Annotated in this window: 14 protein-coding genes and 3 pseudogenes; 5 read left to right on the top strand and 12 right to left on the bottom strand. The window is 48.2% G+C overall.

Annotation, left to right across the window (positions count from 1 at the left end; genetic code table 11):
* Positions 1 to 43: 43 nt before the first annotated feature.
* Positions 44 to 1,087, bottom strand: a complete 1,044-nt coding sequence (locus tag CUN67_RS25780; RefSeq protein WP_208718311.1) for an NAD(P)-dependent alcohol dehydrogenase — start codon at positions 1,085 to 1,087, stop codon at positions 44 to 46.
* Between the two features lie 21 nt (positions 1,088 to 1,108).
* On the bottom strand, positions 1,109 to 1,666 hold the full coding sequence (locus CUN67_RS25775) for a flavodoxin family protein (protein ID WP_208718310.1): 558 nt from the start codon (positions 1,664 to 1,666) through the stop codon (positions 1,109 to 1,111).
* Positions 1,667 to 1,820: 154 nt separating this feature from the next.
* Between CUN67_RS25775 and CUN67_RS25770 the strand changes: the two genes are divergently transcribed.
* From CUN67_RS25770 to CUN67_RS25755, 3 genes and pseudogenes are all read left to right on the top strand, one after another.
* Positions 1,821 to 2,777, top strand: coding sequence for a LysR substrate-binding domain-containing protein (locus CUN67_RS25770; RefSeq protein ID WP_208718309.1), 957 nt, complete (start codon positions 1,821 to 1,823; stop codon positions 2,775 to 2,777).
* Between the two features lie 428 nt (positions 2,778 to 3,205).
* Positions 3,206 to 4,246 carry an MFS transporter gene (locus tag CUN67_RS25760; RefSeq protein ID WP_302882928.1) on the top strand — a complete coding sequence of 347 codons (1,041 nt, stop codon included), beginning with the start codon at positions 3,206 to 3,208 and terminating at the stop codon, positions 4,244 to 4,246.
* 10 nt (positions 4,247 to 4,256) lie between these two features.
* Positions 4,257 to 5,313 (top strand): annotated as a pseudogene (locus CUN67_RS25755) (NAD(P)-dependent alcohol dehydrogenase).
* Between the two features lie 108 nt (positions 5,314 to 5,421).
* Here CUN67_RS25755 and CUN67_RS25750 read toward each other — a convergent pair.
* The 6 genes from CUN67_RS25750 to CUN67_RS25725 form a co-directional block, all read right to left on the bottom strand.
* Complete coding sequence (locus tag CUN67_RS25750; RefSeq protein WP_208718306.1) at positions 5,422 to 6,165, bottom strand: SDR family oxidoreductase; 744 nt, start codon at positions 6,163 to 6,165, stop codon at positions 5,422 to 5,424.
* A gap of 70 nt (positions 6,166 to 6,235) precedes the next feature.
* A complete protein-coding gene (locus CUN67_RS25745) occupies positions 6,236 to 6,961 on the bottom strand; it encodes an NADPH-dependent F420 reductase (RefSeq protein ID WP_208718305.1) in 726 nt (241 codons plus the stop codon).
* Between the two features lie 12 nt (positions 6,962 to 6,973).
* Entirely contained in the window at positions 6,974 to 8,281 is a 1,308-nt protein-coding gene (locus CUN67_RS25740; RefSeq protein ID WP_208718304.1) for an NTP/NDP exchange transporter, read from the bottom strand.
* Positions 8,274 to 9,434: an MBL fold metallo-hydrolase gene (locus CUN67_RS25735; protein WP_208718303.1), complete on the bottom strand. Its 1,161-nt coding sequence runs from the start codon at positions 9,432 to 9,434 to the stop codon at positions 8,274 to 8,276. Before CUN67_RS25735 ends, CUN67_RS25740 begins: the two co-directional genes overlap by 8 nt.
* A 22-nt stretch (positions 9,435 to 9,456) precedes the next feature.
* Positions 9,457 to 10,332 (bottom strand): SDR family NAD(P)-dependent oxidoreductase, encoded by an 876-nt coding sequence (locus CUN67_RS25730; protein ID WP_254711487.1) that lies wholly within the window; start codon positions 10,330 to 10,332, stop codon positions 9,457 to 9,459.
* 377 nt (positions 10,333 to 10,709) lie between these two features.
* Positions 10,710 to 11,885 carry an NAD(P)-dependent alcohol dehydrogenase gene (locus tag CUN67_RS25725; RefSeq protein ID WP_208718302.1) on the bottom strand — a complete coding sequence of 392 codons (1,176 nt, stop codon included), beginning with the start codon at positions 11,883 to 11,885 and terminating at the stop codon, positions 10,710 to 10,712.
* A 306-nt stretch (positions 11,886 to 12,191) separates the two neighbouring features.
* On the opposite strand from CUN67_RS25725, the gene CUN67_RS25720 reads away from it, so the two are divergent.
* Together CUN67_RS25720 and CUN67_RS25715 are read left to right on the top strand one after the other, a co-directional pair.
* Complete coding sequence (locus CUN67_RS25720; protein WP_208718301.1) at positions 12,192 to 13,133, top strand: AraC family transcriptional regulator; 942 nt, start codon at positions 12,192 to 12,194, stop codon at positions 13,131 to 13,133.
* Positions 13,134 to 13,511: 378 nt separating this feature from the next.
* Entirely contained in the window at positions 13,512 to 13,844 is a 333-nt protein-coding gene (locus tag CUN67_RS25715; RefSeq protein WP_208718300.1) for a helix-turn-helix domain-containing protein, read from the top strand.
* Between the two features lie 74 nt (positions 13,845 to 13,918).
* On the opposite strand, the pseudogene CUN67_RS25710 reads toward CUN67_RS25715, so the two are convergent.
* From CUN67_RS25710 to CUN67_RS25695, 4 genes and pseudogenes are all read right to left on the bottom strand, one after another.
* Positions 13,919 to 14,056: pseudogene (locus CUN67_RS25710) on the bottom strand (MFS transporter); the annotation flags it as partial.
* 5 nt (positions 14,057 to 14,061) lie between these two features.
* Positions 14,062 to 14,952, bottom strand: coding sequence for an NADP-dependent oxidoreductase (locus tag CUN67_RS25705; protein ID WP_254711486.1), 891 nt, complete (start codon positions 14,950 to 14,952; stop codon positions 14,062 to 14,064).
* A gap of 111 nt (positions 14,953 to 15,063) precedes the next feature.
* Positions 15,064 to 15,222, bottom strand: a pseudogene (locus tag CUN67_RS25700) (cyclophilin-like fold protein); the annotation flags it as partial.
* A 158-nt stretch (positions 15,223 to 15,380) separates the two neighbouring features.
* Entirely contained in the window at positions 15,381 to 16,499 is a 1,119-nt protein-coding gene (locus CUN67_RS25695) for an alpha/beta hydrolase (RefSeq protein WP_208718298.1), read from the bottom strand.
* Positions 16,500 to 16,515: the final 16 nt, after the last annotated feature.

The following is a 16,515-nucleotide window of genomic DNA, read 5'->3' as shown; positions in this document are numbered from 1 at the left end:
ACTCGAGTAATCAAAAATGCGTAATTACGTTTACATTGGCGATCTAAAGCGATGACATATCGATGACAAACCGATATTTGACATCCCCTTTGAGCATGCGTTCATATGCCTCATTGATCTGTTGGATTTGAATGACTTCAACATCTGAAGTCACACCATGTTCGCCACAGAAATTCAGCATTGCCTGCGTTGATGCGAGACCACCAATGAATGAACCTGCAATTGATTTGCGTCCAAATACCAATGATCCTGCAGAAACCGGTTCATTAAGCGGCCCCATATACCCAACAAGTACCAGAGTGCCATTAAAATTGAGCGTTGGCAGGTACGGATTGACATCATGTTCATAGGGAACGGTATCAATGATTAAATCGAAGCTTCCCGCTACAGACGTCATCTGCTGAGGATCTGTCGAAAGCACCACATGATCAGCACCAAGTTGGCGGGCATCATTTTCCTTGCCAGGTGACCGGGTAAAAAGCGTAACTTCAGCACCGAGTGCTTTAGCAAGCTTCAGAGCCATATGACCAAGCCCACCCAGCCCGACAACAGCAACACGGCTACCGCGGCTAATCTTCCATTGCTGAAGCGGTTCCCAGGTGGTTATTCCTGCACACAATAGCGGTGCAGCGCCAGCCGGATCTAATCCTTCAGGAATGCGAAGTACAAACTTCTCCTGCACAACCATCTGTTTTGAATAACCACCAAAAGTGGGATTATGATCATGTCTGTCAGTGCTGTTATAGGTGAAGGTCGCACCTTCAACACAATGCTGTTCAAACCCCTGACGACATGGATTGCAATGCTGGCAGGAATCAATCATACAACCGACACCAATAGTATCGCCTGGTTTAAACCGGGTAACGGCGTCACCAACCTTTACTACTTTCCCGATAATTTCATGCCCAGGCACAACTGGATAGCGCGTATACCCACCGTGATTTCGTGCAATATGAAGATCGGTATGACAGACACCACAATAGAGAACATCCAGAACAATATCATCCTGCCGCGGTTCACGCCGTTCAAAAGAGAAGGGAACCAGGTCCTGATCCGCGGAGTGAGCAGCATAACCAAGAATTTTCATATTAAAACCTTCCGGATGTTCTCAGCGCTTTCCTGCGACAAACTGCTGAGTAAGTTCTGCAACTCGTTTACCTAAATACCTGGCTGTATCCAGGTCGCTCTTAATCGGTGAAAGTTCCGGGGATTCGTCCTTTGAAAAGGCCATGGCACCCAGCCAGCTGCCAACACGGTTAAGTTCTTCATCACTTTTACCGGGGAAAAGATCCAGCCCTGCCCACACCATGCCGTGTTGAGCGGCAAACAGGGACAACGTAATTAGCGAGTTAAGCTTATCGCCATGCTGTGAACCAGAATTCGTAAAACCAGCGGCAAACTTATTACGCCATGTCTGCGGTACCCATGCGGTTCTGGTCGAATCTTCCATGAATTGCTTAAATCGGGCGCTGACCGTTCCGTTATAGGTCGGAGAACCAAAAATGATCGCATCGCTGCTGGCAAGATTATCCCAGTCAACTGGGCCGTCAGCCACGGCGATCAATCGTGCTTCAGTGTTTGCAACGCTGCTCACACCCTCAGCGACTGCTTCTGCTTGTTTTTTGGTATGGCCATAACCGCTATCGTAGACAATTGAAACAATCATGTTTCTGTTCCTGAATGATGAATAGTTCAGCAATTCTGCCCTGATATAAACTCAACTGGAAGTAGATGGTTAGTTGAACAAATATCAACTTTAAGTTGATAATCAGCACTGGCTGTGTGCAGCATGAAAACGTGGGAATGTTCTGGAGGAGCGTATGGATTCATCGAATCAGGTTCGAACAATTAATTCCTTTATTAACGCAGCGGATGCTGGAAGTTTTGCAGCCGCAGGCCGAATACAGGGGATTACCTCGGCAGCAGTCAGTAAAAATGTCGCCAGTCTGGAAAAAACGCTCGGTGTGCGTCTGTTCAATCGGACCACGCGAACACTCAAGTTGACCGAAGAAGGAGCCGCTTTTTTGCATGACGCGAGAATGGCATTGAACGCCCTGGATGCAGCGATTGATAAGGTCACGGCGCAACGCTCAGAACCACAGGGTCGGGTGCGGATTTCCACGAGCGTGGCAATCGGGCAAGGGCAACTCATGCCACTGATTCCCGGACTTCTTTCCCGTCATAAAGGTCTCTCCGTAGCTGTCGACTTTGATGACCGCATGGTAGATCTTGTTCGTGACGGTTATGACCTCGCATTACGAGGAGGACGTATTCACGATTCCGCACTGATTTCACGCCCTATATGTCGTCTCAACTCGGTGCTCGTTGCCTCAACTGAGTACCTTTCCCGGTATGGCGTGCCCCGAACTCTTCCAGAGCTGGAGCATCATAATTTTATTGCGCGTCGTTTTCTGGGGGGAGTCGTCGATCCGTGGAACTTCATGTCTTCCGATGGCAGCATAACGACTATGATGCCTGCTGAAAGCGCTGTTCTGACACTCTCTGCACCTGAAGCAATTGTTGGAGCAGCCCTGGATGGTATTGGTGTGGCTCAGGCTGCCGTACATCTCGCATGGGAGCATTTATTATCGGGTAAGCTTAAAGTTGTTATGCATGAACAGCATCACCCAGGAAACTATGAAATGGTGCTCCAATATCCACACCGAGCCCTGATCGCTCCTCGCGTAAGAGTGACTGTGGATTATCTGCTAGAAATGTTTGCCGCTAATGAAGCGTTACATGTGCCTCTGGAATCGCTTGTCTCTTACTCTGCATGACGTTTGGTCTTTTTCATCAGCGATACAGAGTAACGATTAATGCTTATGGATACAGTCACTACGACCGTAATGAAATATTTTTTCTTCCCGCCCTGCATGATCACTTAAAGGGGATAGTAGGAAAACTAATTAATGCCGGAACCTTTATTACGTTATTTTAGCTAAAGTTAACGTTCTGATGACGAGAATACAAAAGCCTATCCAATCAACTACCAGATTATCACGCACTACTCTGTTGGACTGGTTGTAATATCAGGAGTCTATATCACCAATATGTCCAAATCTGAATACACAGCAAGTTTCCCACTCTATAAACTGCTTGCGCTATCGACGACGGCATTTTTAATTATATTAACTGAAACTATGCCAGCAGCACTTATGCCTGCGATGGCAGATAGTCTGGGACATTCACGCGCCGGTATCGGTCAATTAGTTTCGTTGTATGCCCTGTCTTCAGCAGTAGCCGCAACCCTGTCGTTGCTGTTACTCGTACTTTTCCTCGCAGGCCATTATATGTCATTTTGGTGCTAACTTTCGCCGTGGCCAATATGGTTACGGCCTTTTCAACATCTTATGCTTTAACCGCAGCCTCCCGTGTATTGGCTGGCCTTGCTGCCGGTGTTGCATGGCCCGTAATTTGTGGATATGCCATAAGCCTTGTTGCACCCAGTAAAATGGGGCGTGCCGTAGCGATTACCCTCGCAGGCAGCACAATTGCAATGGTCGCAGGTTTGCCAGTGGGTACCCTACTGGGTGTTCTGCTGGGTTGGCGTTACTGCTTTGCTCTTCTGTCAATTTTGGCATTTTTCATCGTTTTATGGGTGCTTGCAACCGTTCCATCGAGACCCGGTGAAAACAAAAAATCCAGAGATTCCGTCTACAGGGTTATTCGCACCCAGGGCCTGCTACCGATCCTGATTACCGCATTTTTCACCATCCTTGCGCACTATAACCTTTACACCTATATGGCTCCTCTCGCTGAGTCTTTACGCCTGCCAGGAAGCACAACTGGCGGACTGCTACTTTTTGGCTTTGGTGCACTGAGCGGCGTCATCATTGCCGGACGCTACATTGATAAGCGACTGAGAATACTGACCTTAGCCGCACTGATATGTACCGCTCTTATGATGATGACATTGTGGAGCCAGCCGCATCTGCTACTGGCTTCACCAGCATTGTTCTTGTGGGGAGCGTCGTTCGGTGCCATGCCAACCGTGTTTCAGTCTGCAACAGGACGAGTAGCTGGAAGCAATGCTGAACTGGCAACGGCTATGCTAACCACAGTCTATAATCTGGGCATTTTCGGTGGAGGTGCTGTCGGTGGTCTGGTAATTAGCCATTATAACGTTTTAAACCTTACGCTGGTTTCGCTATTTACCATTGCTATTTCCCTGTTAATTGTGGTGAAAAGCAACCGTTACGCCTTTCCGAAGACGTCCAGTCCAGCAAACTATCGCTCATCAACATAAGGTGAAACCTATGCGTACCATTGGATATGCTGCACAGGACGCCCAGAGTGCCCTGTCTCCTTTTTCGTTTGAGCGCCGCGATCTGCGCGAAGACGATGTTGCCATTGATATTCTCTATTGCGGTGTATGTCATTCAGACCTGCATCAGACGCGCAGTGACTGGGCATGGGCTCCTACACTCTATCCTTGCGTACCAGGACATGAAATCGTCGGCAAAGTCAGCGCGGTCGGTAGTGCTGTCTCCCGCTATAAAATCGGAGACATGGTTGCAGTTGGTTGCCTGGTAGATAGCTGTGGCGAGTGTGATCAATGTCATGCGCATGAAGAAACACTCTGCCGCCAGGGAGTCACCGTCACTTACAACGGGCATGACCGCCAGACCGGCGCAATCACTTATGGAGGCTACTCCCGGCATATTGTCGTGCGTGACAGCTTCGTACTAAAAGTTCCGTCAAGTCTCGACATTAGCCGGGCAGCTCCCCTGTTATGCGCTGGCATTACCTGTTACACCCCGCTTCGTTCCCTGAACGTTGGGCCTGGGACACGAGTCGGTATTATTGGTCTCGGCGGCCTGGGTCACATGGGCGTTAAACTTGCTCACGGAATGGATGCAACCGTAACCATGATCAGCCGCAGCCCTGATAAAGCAGAAGATGCGCGCGCACTTGGTGCCGATGCGGTGCTATTGTCTACTGACGAAGAAGCGATGGGCGCCGCGCAAAATAGCTTTGACGTTATCATTGATACCATTCCCGTCAAACACGACCTTTCTGTTTATCTTCCCCTGCTCGATCTTAATGCCACCTTGGTTATGGTGGGTCAGATTGGCGCGATGGAAGGGTTTGACAGCTCGCCGTTAGTTTTTGGCCGCCGGCATATCACCGGTAGTCCGGTGGGGGGGGATTGCACAAACTCAGGAGATGCTCGATTTCTGTGCCGAAAAAGGCATTCTGCCAGAATGTGAGATCATTGCTATTCAGGATATTAATGAAGCTTTCAAACGCATGGAGAACGCCGATGTACGCTATCGCTTCGTTATCGATATGGCGACACTGGCGATGCCCTGACTCAAAACTTAACCGCGCTAAGTAATCGGGGGCGGGTAAAATAGCCTCCGCGTTTTAAGGGTCAGAACATCGGAAAATACTTCTGTTCTGACCCAAAATCGAATTGTATTACCAGGGTTGATTAGCTGGCCCAATAGTGAATTCGTTGATCGTGGTGTCTTCTGGTTGCTCTATTGCGAAAGCAACAACATTCGCGATACGGTCTGGAGATATGCCATAAGTGTCATAGATCCCCTGCATTTGTTCGAGAGCATCTTTGTCTTTGATGGTCGTCAGGAGTTCGGTGTTAATTGCCGCCGGATAGATGGTGGCAGTACGAATATTCGTTCCTTCCATCGCCGATTCCATACGCAAAACTTCCATAAAATCGCGTACAAACCATTTCGTGCCACCATACACAGCGCCACCGGGATAAGCTTTAAGCCCAGCTACCGAAGACGTGGCAATAACATGGCCTGATTTCTGGGACAGAAATGTTGGCAACACCGCAGCCACGCCATTTAAAACGCCCTTAACATTGACATCAACCATTTGATGCCAGTCATCGGTCTTCAAAGCGGAGAGAGGTGATACTGGCATCAGACCCGCGTTGAGGAAAATGACATCTAAACGACCAAAGGTGTCCAAAGCAAGTTTGACAATAGCGTCGTTCTCAGACTGGCTGGTCACATCCAGCACCTTATAAACAGCCTCGCCACCGTGCTGTTTAATATCTTCAGCAAGTTGCTTGAGTTTATCTTCACGTCTTGCGCCTAACACCACTTTCGCCCCCTTGCTGGCGAGAAGTCTGGCCGTAGATTCACCGATACCGGAAGAGGCTCCGGTGATGATAATGACTTTATCTTTGATCATAATAATTCCTGCTTCTGTTCAGATGGTATTAACTGCAATTGAACCTGTGAAACCAAGCCAGATTCGGGGCTTAACTTATGTCAGACAAACCCAAACGACGACGCAACTCATGTGCGGTAAGATGCGCGCGAAAACCGGGCCCTCCCGGCTGGAAACTAGCTGCCGATGCCAGATTACCGGTAATCACAGGATCGCAGCCGGCATCACGAACCAGTTGGGCAGCTAACTTGATCGCTCTGGCATCATCGCTGGCAATTGGCATACCAATCCTTTCCCCGGTTCCTCTTGCGGAAGAGGCCACGACCGTGGCATCAACAGCACTAAAAGCCCGTACTAAACGCGCTCCCGAAAAATACTTTTCGACCGCTTGAGCAACGCCTGACTCCCGAGCTTCACGATAGATCTCGCTATCGCTTCCCCCCCATGGATTGGTGGCATCCAATACGATTTTCCCCCGATAAGCACTCTTCAACTGCTGACCAACCTGGGGTACCGCATCGAATGGCACCGCCAGCAACAAAACAGTGCCAAATGTGGCGGCTTCAGCGGGTGAGCCAGTAGAAGCAAGCGAACCGATTTCCCGGGCCATAGGGGCCAAATCTTCGGGATGTCGGGAAGAAAACATCACGGCATGCCCCGCCCCCACCCAGAGTCTTCCCACGGTACTTCCTAACCAGCCTGCACCAATCACACCGATGCGCAATGGTGATGATGCCTGAGCCTGACGCGATAAAAATCCTGGCAGAACAGACATGACACCAAGACTTTTTATTAATGACCGGCGACTGAGCTTCATAAGTGTTTCCTTCTAATCATAAGAAACTTCTGCGCTCTTTGCGCTTACCTCTCCCTTCTGATGTGCCCGGCCCAGCCAGATACTTAAAGCGAACCAGACAATTGAGATTGGAACCGCAATCACTGCCAATTGAGGCAGACCAAGCCCAAACCCCATCAGGCCGATGTAGCTCCAGCTGGCGACCTGATCGCCACCCCTATAGATAACGGTGTCTATAAAGTTTTTTGACTTGTACCTATCTTCTCGTTCGCATGAGGTAAAAAGTATCTCTCGTGCAGGGCGTGCAAGCGCGAAATTCGCCGCTCTGCGGGCAACCTGAACAGCGACAAGAACAGTTGTACCTGGGTATAGAGCCAATGCAGCGAAACCTGCAATACTCACAAGGGGCAGGATAGCGAGTGTCGCCATAACACCCAGCTTGCTAATGAACCGACCGGTGACGAAAACCTGAATGAACAACGTGACTGAATTGACCCAGAGGTCAATGTTGGCAAAGAATGCTGTTCTGGCCGCCCGATCAGGGAAATCCTGTTGTGCGATACCAGCTTGCTGATAGTAGATAAACGTCGATGTAACTGAATATAAAAGGATAAATATCGCCAGTCCGGCAAGATATGGCGAGCGGAAGGTATGGATCATCCCTGCCATGATCCCTCCTCCTAAAGGCTTTCCCTGTTCAGATTCTCGCCCAGGATGTTTTAACATTTCCGCAATCACACATAATCGGCGAGAAGCCAACACGGCGAGTTCAAGTAATACAATTGAGATACAGATGAGCCAGGAACGACCGATTGCTTCGATCATCCCGGAAGTCAGTGCGGAACCGAGCATTCCCCCGATAGTTGCGCCAGCAGCAATCAAGCCAAAAAATTTCTTTCCCTGTTCGCCAGTAAAGATATCAACGATAAATGACCAAAAGACGGAAACCACAAACAGGTTAAAAACCGATACCCAGATAAAAAACCCCCGTCCAACCCAAACCTGCCAGTCCGGGGGGGAAAATTGCATTAACAATGCAAAAACAACCAGATTCATAGCGAAAAAACGGTACGACAGCGCGATAAATTGCCCGCGTGTCAGATTACGCACTGCCAGGGCGAACAACGGGCTGGCTATTAGCATCACGATGAGTGTTCCCGTGAACAACCACGGGAGATTATCAACACCCCCTGCCACCCCAGACTCATCCCGCAGGGGACGTAATACGTAATAAGCCAGGAACAGAGAGACGACATATAACAGCGACCATATCACTGCGCTGAATTCAGATGGATGAATGCCAACAAGCCTCTGCATCAGTCGGCGAACAGATTTATCCATTCTCGTTGCCTGGTTGTGCTGCTGGTGCGTTCACAGGAATAGATTCCCACCAGTGTGAAAATTTTTGCTCCTGCGCATCAAGATAAACAGGCTGGCCAGGCTGCGGGGTCCAGAGGGCATAGTGATGCTTCTGGCTGGCAGCGAGAATACGTTTGAAAGGATCATTCCAGTCATGCGGTGCAAGGGAAAATCGGCCTACGTGCTGAGGAAGCAGAGCGTGCGTTCGGAGTTCTTCAGCTGCCTGGGCTGCCTGTTCCGGATTCATGTGAACATTCGCCCAGCGGGGATCGTACTGCCCCATGTCGAGCGCAACCAGGTCAAATGGGCCAAACTGGCGACCAATTTCAGCAAAATGTGGCCCGTAGCCAGTGTCTCCGCTAAAGAAAAGCCGTCTCTGGGGAGAGATAAGAGCAAAACTCACCCATAACGTCTTATTCCTTATAAAAGTGCGTCCTGAGAAGTGACGTGCAGGCATAACATGAACCTGCAATCCCGGGGCAATGGTTATGGCCTCTTTCCAGTCAGCCTCATGAACTGCGGTCATGTCATATCCCCAGGCTTCGAAATCCGCACCTACGCCTAAGCCCACGATAACCTGACGGACTTTAGGCTTCAGAGAGACAATACTGTTGTAGTCCAGATGGTCATAATGGTCATGACTGATTAGTAGAACATCTATAGGGGGGATATCATCGACCGTGTAGAGGCCAGACCCTTTAAATTCTGTATTGATCCAAGGCAGCGGGGCCGCGTTATGGCTAAAAACCGGATCGATCAGAAAGCGCTTACCTGCCAGTTGCACGTAAAAAGAGGAATGTCCAAGCCAGATAACAAGATCCCTTGAGAGGTCAAGAGATTTGAGATCAGTTTTAATTGCAGGAATGGGGCCGGGCGGGCGAGTTTGCCCTTGACCGGTAAAAAGCGTCTCCATCCACATGGACCATTCTGATTGTTCTGTGGTTAGCATGGGCGTATTAATCTGGTTGCGGAAAGTTCCATTCACATAATTAGGTGATCGCTCTATTCGTGCCAGCCGCTCTCCTTTTGGAAGTGCCCCGAACTGAGGTTGTTGCAGATAGATAAAAACACCGGCTACGATCAATGCAATGGCTGCGGCGAAAATCATTATTGTTTTCAATCCAGTTTTCTTCATGAATGGCTTTCTCTGCAAATATTCATACCAGTTGGATACCAGTTGCGTGCGCAAGTTGAGCCAATAAATTGTTCTGAAAGTCGATATTTTTCACTGCCGGATTTGGCTGCTTTTTCTGCTGGTGATACCAGTAATTACCTGAGGTGAGAGCAGCGGGATCATGGCTTGTGGCAAGCCATTCCTGCGTCACATGGCCCAGTGTCAGGTCATCAGGAGCATTAGCCCCGCCCATTTTGGTAGGAACCCAGCCCGGATCCACAGCATTGCTGTAAACCTCAGGCCAGAGTCTCGCTACAGCTATTGCGAGTGTAGTAACAAAGAGTTTGCTATCTGAGTAAGAAGCAGTGCTTGTGTGACCCGTCCAGTCCAGACCATTCAGGTTTTCACTTCCTCCCGAGTGCATACTGCTACTCAGATAAATAATTCGTTGCGGGCGCTCAATCAGGGATGTCAGCATATATGGAGCCACGACATTTACGACCAGCAATGCAGTACCCGATATAATCCCGGCATTATGAATAACTGCATCCATTTTACCGATCGCGTTTACTTGCTGTGCCAGCACCCGGATTTGTGCGGTATCGGAGAGATCTCCAATTGTCGCCACGGCCCCTTTATCCAGTAGCGTCTTAACAGCTGATAACCTGGCTTTCGTGCGGACGTGAACCACGACATCGTGTCCCTGTTCAAGCAAACTCGTGGCCGCAGCCAACCCCAGACCATCGGAAGACCCCGTGATGAAGATGCGTGATTTTCCGGTAGAAACTGAATTTACAGAGTTCATGGAAAGTTCCTTATTAGCGATGGAAGATACCTGTGCCATTGCAGTGGAGATATTGAGCAATGAACCTGTAACTAAACCTCTTCCCATAACCTCTATGAACTTGCGACGTTCCAACTTTCTGCTCTCCAGACTGATGGGTGTGGAAGAATCATGAGTTCCTGAATATCCATAATTAACCCAAATCGGGCCGCGAGCTACTATGAATATTTTGGATGAATAAATGTGATTATATTAGATGCTAAAAACTTAATACGCTTATAAGAAAATCTAATTTTTCCATGATCACCTCCCCAGGAATAGATTGAAGCAATATGTCGTTATAAACATGACACATTAATATTCAATTAATTTTCAATCACATCGTATGAAAAATACCCCCATAATTAAAAAGAATAATTTCACACACTACAAATTAAGATCGATCAACCTATGGATTCGTAGAAATAAACCCCATGAGTTGTCAATAATTCATTATAAAGGTTCACATAATATCAGATAGTTGATGCATCTATAACATAACGATAGCGTGCTTTCTTATTCACAACATTCTCCCATGCCTGATTTATTTCTTCCGCTTTGATAACCTGAATCGTTGGGAGTATTCTTTTATCAGCGCAATAATTCACCACTTCCTGAGTTTCTTTCATTCCTCCAATCAGAGAGGCATTGAAATTAACACGAGCAGCTGCGAGAGCAAGCGCCGAGACTGAAAGCTGGAATGCTTCTGGCATACCAACTTGTGTAAAAGTACCCTCAGGTCTTACAAGAGCAATGTAACTGGAAGTGTCATATTGATAAGGAATAGTTGAAATCATATAGTCAAGTTTTGCTTTATAATTTGCCAACTTTTCAGGAGAGTCAACGACAATGGCTTCCTTCGCTCCGAAAGCAAGAATATCTTGTTCTTTAGAGGCGGAAGTAGTGAAAGCATACACCTCTGCACCTTTTGAAACAGCGAGTTTTATAGCCATGTGGCCAAGACCGCCAATACCGGCAACACCAACCTTCATACCTTTATGAATTTCCGCCTTCATTAGAGGAGAATAGGTAGTAATTCCTGCACAAAGCAGCGGTGCAGCTTCCTCAAAGGTGATATTTTGAGGAATATGAACTGCAAAATGATCGCGTACAACAATATTTGTTGAATAACCACCTTGCGATATTCCTGTGGGGGAAGTCGTTTCCGGATATCCATAGGTGAAAATGGTTTGCGGGCTATATTGCTCGGTATTTTCCAGCTGGTCTAGTTGTTCACGATGAAGTGTACTATTTACCATACAGCCGACACCAACCCGATCGCCGACCCTGAAACGAGTGACATTTTTTCCCACTGCGGCAACAATACCTACTATCTCGTGTCCCGGAACCTGAGGATACTGCTGTTTTCCCCAATGCCCCTTCATCTGATGAATATCAGAATGACAAATACTGGCAAATTTCGTTTCGATGAGAATATCATTATCGCCTGGCGAACGGCGTTCAAAAGACCAGGGTGCAAGCTTACCTGATGCATCAAACGCAGCATAACCCCGGGATTTGATATTTGCGTGTTTGCCAGAATCAGCAGCAATAGCGCGTAAGGGACTGGTTAAGAGTAATCCTGCACCTAACACCCCTCCGGTGCGAACCACGAAGTCTCTGCGACTTATATCTTTACTTTCAGTCATTTACATTCCCTCTGGAGTATTGATGAAATAGATAAGCACAAAAAAAATAGCTGAGTGTTTCATGATTCGGATGTTAGAAAACGCTTCTATCCAGCAGTAAACACAAAATCAGACATGTTACTTGCACCAAATCATTTACTTTCAGCCAGTGAAAATGACGATTAAATCAATATAGTCCGGCCCTGGTGACCGCAGATAGACAAAAAAACCAAATTTATTGCCTGATACTCCATGTTTTGAATTTTAAACTACTTCCCGAATGACAAATCATTATACTGCGCTGCATATATGAATATCGGGGGTGATATGTTAATAGGTGATCGTCCAGCACCAGTCTTTTTCCGCGACTTCGAGACTACGCGCATCTCGATTGCGCACACTATTGAAGGACTAATTGAACGAGAACAGGACTATGAAAGTCTTGTACCTGGCCTGACACTTTTCCGTCGTGATAAACCTCAACCGCCTAACCCCTGTTTTGTCGAGACCAGCATAGTGGTGGCGGTCCAGGGGCAGAAGCAGATGTTGTCAGCAGGCAAAGCATACCCTTACAGTGCCGCGAAGTTCCTGGTAACATCTATGGCTATGCCCGCGAATTCTCAGGTACTTGAGGCAAGTGCGGAATCCCCATGCCTTGGTCTTACATTAAAACTCAACATGCGCACCATGGCTGATATCATTGCACGCGGTTTTATTCAATTGCCATGTGCTCGTCCTGCTGGAAGTTTCGTCAGTATTGGTCTTGGCACTTTGGAATATGATTTACTGTATGCTTTAATGAGGATGATTAATTTACTGCAAGAGCCTGAATCAATTCAATTTTTGGCCCCGCTAATTGAATATGAAATTCATTATCATCTTTTGCGAAGCGATGTAGGTCGATATTTGATTCAGATCGCAATGGTAGGGAGTAAAGAACGACGCATTGCCAAAGCGATTGATTGGTTAAGAGAACATTACCGACAGGAATTGCATATGGGTGCCCTGACAAGGCATGTGCAAATGAGTAAGTCGAGCTTATATCAGCATTTTCGCGAACTCACAGACATGACCCCGTTACAATATCAGAAATGGTTACGCCTGAATGAAGCAAGACGCCTGATGTTCGAGGAAGGTCTCAACGCATCAAGTGCAGCTTTTATGGTCGGGTATCAAAGCCCATCACATTTCAGCCGTGAATATGGTACTCTGTTTGGCTTATCCCCTAAGCGCGACATTGAAAACCTACGCAGTCGATTTAAAAAATGACACAACAAGAATACTTTAATTTTTCACATCAAATCTCAATTAATTAGTAATATTCACTAAGGTAATGAATAAAATCCTATAATGTAATGTATCTTTTAGTGATACTCTTAAACCATTCTGAAACCGGTGCAAATAAAATTCATTATTAATGAACAACGTTTACATGGATACTGGGTATTGGGTATTGGGTATTGGGTATTGGGTATTGGGTATTGGGTATTGGGTATTGGGTATTGGGTATTGGGTATTGGGTATTGTTTCATTTTCCACTCTCCATTTCACTTTTTACTGTTAGGGCATTTGCTATTGATGTTATTCCTGATGCTTCAGGAAATAAAATAGCTGGCATAATTCCTGAAATTATGAATAGGTGCAAAAATGAATAGAAATGAAAAGATAATTATTGAGCTAACTGAATGGATTGATAACAATCTAACAGGAAATCTCAAAATTGAGGAGGTCGCGAAAAAATCCGGCTACTCTAAGTGGCACCTTCAACGCATGTTTCAATGTACAATGAATATTACTTTAGCTCATTATATTCGCGATAAAAGATTAGCTTTAGCAGCTCTTGACCTCAGCGGTAGCAATGAGAGCGTGCTGGACATTTCCCTCAAATATGGTTACGACTCACAGCAAGCATTTACTCGTTCATTTTCAAAGAAATACAATATACCTCCAGCAACCTGGCGGCGTCTCAATTTTCAATAAATAGAATTATTACAAAAGTTACTTTATAGAGGAACACTCCCAGGTGAGTCAGGAGTTAAACATCAGATTAATGCTTCACTGCTATGCAGATCGGCGGCAATCGACGTGCGCAGGCTGACCGGCATGAACTCCGATGCCACCCAAGCAAACGCCGAGAGTGACAAAGCCAGTACCGATCCCCTGGCAAGGCGGGATCGGGAGTGATGGTTCATCATCTTCATTGCCTATCTGGGATACCTGCAACCGTAAAATCAAGAATTATCCGCCCTCGCAGGCTCCCCTCTTCCACGCGGCGATGCGCGGCCGCTGCTTCTACAGCCGGATAGACCGCTGCCACCCTCAATGGCAATACCCCCCCCTCTTCAGTCAGTTTCCCGAGCTGGGAAAGGGCAGCATGGTCCGTAATGCGCTCCCTGACATTAACAAATACCGCCTTAATTTCACGTTCAAAGCCGTCTGTATTGCCAGGACGAAGCGTGATCACTGTCCCGCCAGAACGGACGGCGGGAATTATCTGCTCTCCCAGACCGGCTGTATCGACCACTGCGTCCACACCATGGGCACAGACACTGAGGATACTCGCCACCAAATCACCGCCACGTGCAATCACACTTTTCGCACCCACTGAACGCATGAAAGGCTCGTCTGCCGGTGACGCAACGGCCAGCATGGTAAGGTTGCCATGACTCCCAAGTGCGACAGTACTGGTGCCCACGGCCCCTGCAGCACCAGTGACCAGAACGACAGCTCCGGGTGGCAAATCCAGCGTATCCAGCGCGGTGCGGGCTGTTAAGGCATTCATCAGAAAAGAGGCTGCGGCCGGGAATGTTGCTCCTGCAGGGATCGGAATTACGGATGCGGCGGGTAAACACACATACTCACTGTATCCCCCGTAACTGCCAAAGTTATCGACCACGCCCGTTACCGCCAGGCCAGCAGTAAGTCCCAATGCGACCTCCACGTCATCACCGACTTCATCAATCGTACCGGCTATGTCCATACCGGGGACATACGGAAGCTGTGCCCCGGCAAACCAGTCAGCCAGAGAACCTTCACGAACCATGATATCGACGGGATTTATCCCTGCCGCACGAACTTTTACCCGCACCTGCCCCGGTAAAGGATGGGGTGTTGGAAGCTCTACGGGTCGCAGAACTTCGGGGCCTCCATAAATATTCAGTCCCATTGCAAACATGTTGATTCCTCCTGTTGAACGGGTTCACTCAACCCGTGAGATAGTTGTATTGATCCAGCCTGGCTGACGCTCTGCGACAGAGCCATTGAGGATTTTCCCGATGCTAATGACGCCCGGCGAATCCGGACCCTGTCCCCGGTAAAACGCCATGTTTCCCCACGGGGCGTAATAAGCAATGTCGCCGGCAGCCTCCGTCGGAGCCCCATCTTCGTAGAGATCGACGTGGCCGGCACCCGGGACCTGGTACGATGCTCATGATTCCTTATGATTGCAGGTGCTGTACGTTTGTTGTGTGTTTTAACGAGGCATAATGGAAAATTCAGGCCTCGTTTCGGTCTCACTCAGACGAGGTGTGTGGTGAAAAAGTCAGTCAGTTTATCAAACGGGATCTTATCAACTCGGTCATACAGGTCGGTATGGTTAGCCCCCGGGATGATCATCAGTTCTTTCGGCTCAGCGGCCGCTGCATAAGCAGTTTGACTGAAATAAAGTGAATGGGCTTTTTCGCCATGAATGAACAACACCGGCCGGGGAGAAATTTCGGCGATGTAGGTCAGTATTGGCATGTTCATAAAGGAAAGAGGGGTGGTCATTGTCCAGGCGTTACCCGAGTTAACAGCCCGCGGATGGTAACCCCGGGGCGTCATATAGTAATCGTGATAGTCCACCATAAACTGGGGCTCGCCCCCCTTTAATAGGTTATAAGGTGGCTGGTAGGCTGGCTCGCCATTCTCAGCATCCACCCAGCGCTGACGGCCCAGATTTTCCAGCGTCTGGGTACGCTGCGCGAGGGTTACACTGTCGTTATAGCCCTTTGACATGACCCGGGTCATGTCGTACATAGTGCTGGCGACCACAGCCTTCACTCTTTTATCAACAGCAACTGCATTCAGTGCCATTCCGCCCCAGCCACATACCCCGATAATGCCAATGCGTTCCCGATCGACCGAAGGATGCAGACCGATATAGTCAATGGCGGCACTGAAGTCTTCCGTATTGATGTCCGGTGAGGCGACATTTCGCGGCTCACCACCACTCTCACCGGTGTAGGAAGGATCAAAAGCCAGGGTAATGAAACCACGTTCGGCCATGGTCTGGGCATATAAACCGGATGACTGTTCTTTGACAGCACCAAACGGGCCTCCGACAGCAATAGCCGGCAGACGTTGACCGGCCCGGTTTTTCGGCAGGTACAAATCGGCCGCCAGGGTGATCCCATAACGGTTGAGGAACGTCACCTTCTGATGGTCAACCTTTTTGCTTTGGGGGAACACTTTGTCCCATTTTTGTGTCAACGGCAGGTCAGCTTTAGTTACCACCGGAGCGGCATTTACTATTCCTGATTTAGCTACCAGCAAAGCCGCTGAGCCCAGCGCTGCACCCTGCAGGAATTTTCTGCGAGGTAATCCATTTTCTTCAATGCGGGCATCAGCCCTAATTTGTTTCAGATCCTTTTCCATTTGTGTTCCTCTCATT

Source organism: Pantoea cypripedii, assembly GCF_011395035.1.
GTDB lineage: Bacteria > Pseudomonadota > Gammaproteobacteria > Enterobacterales > Enterobacteriaceae > Pantoea > Pantoea cypripedii_A.
Note: the sequence above shows the minus strand (reverse complement) of the source record. Positions and strands in the feature narration are given on the sequence as shown.